4 protein-coding genes are annotated in these 2,753 nt (G+C 39.2%); 1 reads left to right on the top strand and 3 read right to left on the bottom strand.

Going from position 1 to position 2,753, the window contains the following annotated elements; translation table 11 throughout:
- Positions 1–133 precede the first annotated feature (133 nt).
- Entirely contained in the window at positions 134–343 is a 210-nt protein-coding gene (locus AB5642_RS20145; protein ID WP_118511955.1) for a DUF6219 family protein, read from the top strand.
- A 74-nt stretch (positions 344–417) separates the two neighbouring features.
- Here AB5642_RS20145 and AB5642_RS20140 read toward each other — a convergent pair whose 3' ends face one another.
- From AB5642_RS20140 to AB5642_RS20130, 3 genes are all read right to left on the bottom strand, one after another.
- Positions 418–981 (bottom strand): hypothetical protein, encoded by a 564-nt coding sequence (locus AB5642_RS20140; RefSeq protein WP_173719747.1) that lies wholly within the window; start codon positions 979–981, stop codon positions 418–420.
- 237 nt (positions 982–1,218) lie between these two features.
- Positions 1,219–1,464, bottom strand: coding sequence for a hypothetical protein (locus AB5642_RS20135; protein ID WP_330386437.1), 246 nt, complete (start codon positions 1,462–1,464; stop codon positions 1,219–1,221).
- A 5-nt stretch (positions 1,465–1,469) separates the two neighbouring features.
- Positions 1,470–2,672 carry a DNA polymerase IV gene (locus AB5642_RS20130; RefSeq protein ID WP_347088699.1) on the bottom strand — a complete coding sequence of 401 codons (1,203 nt, stop codon included), beginning with the start codon at positions 2,670–2,672 and terminating at the stop codon, positions 1,470–1,472.
- Positions 2,673–2,753: the final 81 nt, after the last annotated feature.

Genomic DNA, 2,753 nt, shown 5'->3' with positions numbered 1-2,753 from the left:
ATCTACTGCCTTTTTAAGTTAAAGAGAAAACTGCGCCACAGCCTTCGCAGGCCATCGCGCAGCGATTTAGTTCAATTCCAGTTTGCATATTTCTTAAAAAGATGTATGATATAAAAAAGCTCAAGAGGTTCAAATGAAATCACATAAATACTGGTCTATCGGTGCACTGGTTTCCATGATCGGAACTTGCTACACCGGCTACAAGGATATGAAATCAGCTCATAAATATTTTGCATTCAGTTCACTGATTTGTATGGCTATGGCCATTTACTCAGGTCATAAAATGATTTCTGGCAAATCCAGAAAAAAGAAAGAAACTGCAGCTGAAGAATCTGCGGAATAATAAGAGAAATAGGGGAGTATTCCATTATATATAAGCCTGATGAAAAGGGGAGATTCCATCAGGCTCTTTCAAATCTACTCTTCCGTTTCTGGAAAAGATGGCTTATATCGTTTGTTTGCAGACTGTGGCACTACGATTTCAAAAAAATAATATCCCAGATACCGGAGAGCTGCTTTTTTCTTTCGATAAAAACTTGCCCGGCTCATCCCCAGTTCAAGCATAATTTCCATATCTGTCATTTTTCTGTGCCTGCAGAAGCAGCCATAAAGCACATCATAATATTCGGTTCCAAAATTCGGTGTAAAATATTTTACCAGTGTCATTGCCCGGTTGACCATATCACAAAGTCCATAGATTAGAATGATATTGTTTACTTCTTTTTTCAATTTTCCTAAATTCATGCGGTAATCATAGGCATCCATATACTGAAGGGCATAGGCCATATTCTCATTGATCTTTTCCTGACACTCCTGCTCTAATTCATCCAGAACCATCTGATTTTCCAAAATCAAATCCTGATAATTGTTCATCAGTGCTTTCATCTTTTCATAGTACAGATCCATTCTCTCTTCTGTATGTCGTGCTGCATTTAATGTAATTTCCTTAAACGATCTAATCGCATAATCTCTCTCTGTCATTATCAAAATCTCCTTTTTTCGTATTGAATCGTCTTTCTCTGACGTTCTACACTCCCATCCCTGTGATTTTGACGGAAGCTCAATAAGAATTATTCTTGAGCAGAGACACATCTGCATGGACAATATAGTGGGCATATTGTTTCATGAACATAGATGTAATGCCCTTATATGTCAATCTGAAAAGAGCAAAAGGGAAAGGTCAGCTCTTTTGCAGATCCTATTTTCTTTCTTAAATCTTTACGCACTCTTGCGCTCCATAAACCATTTATCAAATTCATAATATAAATGGCATTCCTTACCATCTACCATTACAGTATACATAATTCCTGTACCACCCGCTTTCCGGCTGGCACAACGTTCTTTCGATTTTACTTTATCAATTAAATATTTAGTTCCATCTTCCCAAATAAATTCTATTGGCATCATTGCGCCTTCTGTGCTGAATTTTACAATGACTTCTACATAAACTTTGTTATCATTCAAAGCACTTACCTCCCATTGAAATATCCAACTGGATGAACGGTGTGGGATCCCTGTGCATCCAGGCTGGATAATATTTTATCCTGATACATAAATGCTCTCTGGACACTGTGATATCCAAACCGTCGCCTGATATCATCTACTGCCCTGTCTAACTTCTCCTGTTTTTCCCGGCGCTGCTCATTCATAAATAAATCTAACTGCACCGGAACCTGCCCCATAACCAGATCATCTGCACGGATTCCAAGACTTCTGATTGGACGAGGCCAATGATAGTTCTCTCTAAAAAGCTGGTATGCTGCACTCATTATCTCATCTGTAATGTCGGTCAGATCCTGCAGCTTTCTTTGCCTGGAGAAATGAAATAACCCATTATCACGAATCGAAATTGACACTACATTACATTTAAAACCATGTTTCCGCAGTCTGGCTGCGACACTTTCTGCCAATGCCATCAGAATAATCTGTACATCCTGATCATTTTCCAGATCTCTGGGTGTCGTTGTACTGTTGCCAATAGACTTTATCGGTGCCTGATATCCTTCTACTGAAACTGGTGAATCATCCCAGCCATTCGCAAATGAATAAATGACAAGTCCCATTTTCCCAAGCTGCCGTTCCAGAAAACTTGGATCTGTTCTTGCCAGTTCTCCGATTGTGCGAATACCATATTTCTGTAAAGTTCTATTCGTTGATCTTCCTACATATAGAAGATCTGATACCGGAAGTTTCCAGATTAGTTCACGATAATTCGTCCGATTAAATTCTGTAATTCCATCAGGCTTTTTATAATCGCTTCCAAGTTTTGCAAAAATTTTATTCCAGGAAATTCCAATGCTTACCGTAATACCCAGTTCTTTCTTTACCCTTCTGTTAATTTCTTCTGCAATTTTTCTTCCGTCACCTTTCAGTGAAAAACTATCAGTTACATCAAGCCAAGCTTCATCACATCCATACGGTTCAACTTGATTCGTATATTCCGAATATATTTCTCGCAACATTGAGGAAAATTTCAAATATAAATCCATCCTCGGAGGCACAAATATCAAATCCGGGCAAACCTGCTTTGCCTGCCACAATGCCATGCCAGTCTTAACGCCGCTTCTCTTCGCAATATAATTCGCCGTCAATACAATTCCATGCCTCGCTTCAGAATCTCCTCCTACAGCTAATGGCTTACCAACATATTCTGGATGATAAAGCATTTCCACACTAGCATAGTCGGGTAAGAGAAGAGCATTACTGTCCTTCCCTCCCCTAAGAACCGTACGTGATAGTTTCCCATCATACGG

Source organism: Ruminococcus sp. 1001136sp1_2201st1_G3_2201SCRN_220225 (assembly GCF_040924365.1).
Taxonomy (GTDB): domain Bacteria; phylum Bacillota; class Clostridia; order Lachnospirales; family Lachnospiraceae; genus Blautia_A; species Blautia_A faecis.
Note: the sequence above shows the minus strand (reverse complement) of the source record. Positions and strands in the feature narration are given on the sequence as shown.

Excerpts from the sequence above, each read along its gene's own strand:
- AB5642_RS20145 (WP_118511955.1), top strand. The coding sequence starts at position 134 with ATGAAATCACATAAATACTGGTCTATCGGTGCACTGGTTTCCATGATC.
- AB5642_RS20140 (WP_173719747.1), bottom strand. The coding sequence starts at position 981 with ATGACAGAGAGAGATTATGCGATTAGATCGTTTAAGGAAATTACATTA.